Source organism: Cytobacillus oceanisediminis 2691, from assembly GCF_007678455.1.
GTDB lineage: Bacteria > Bacillota > Bacilli > Bacillales > Cytobacillaceae > Mesobacillus > Mesobacillus oceanisediminis_A.
In genome coordinates this window covers 1-242 of the sequence record NZ_VEEP01000363.1, presented here as the reverse complement: position 1 = coordinate 242, position 242 = coordinate 1, and the positions used below count along the sequence as shown (strand labels likewise).

The 242-nt window shown below is 46.7% G+C and carries 1 pseudogene; it reads right to left on the bottom strand.

Features of this window, described 5'->3' with window-relative positions:
- Positions 1-193, bottom strand: a pseudogene (locus FS736_RS23930) (Na(+)/H(+) antiporter subunit B); the annotation flags it as partial.
- Positions 194-242 lie beyond the last annotated feature (49 nt).

The following is a 242-nucleotide window of genomic DNA, read 5'->3' as shown; positions in this document are numbered from 1 at the left end:
ATACCCCCCTATCCAGAGATCTTTTCCCCAACACCCGCAAATAAACATAACTATACGCATGCCTCAGCAATCGCTTATTCAAAAATAAACCTCCTCCTCCACTTCCCATTCCAAACATCACTCCCACCCCCATCACTTTAATATAATCGACACCCAACATTCCCTTCACCCTCTTTATATCAAAACCCAGCACCACGAGCACGATTCCCCCCCATGTCATTAACCCGCCAACCAATCCTCCA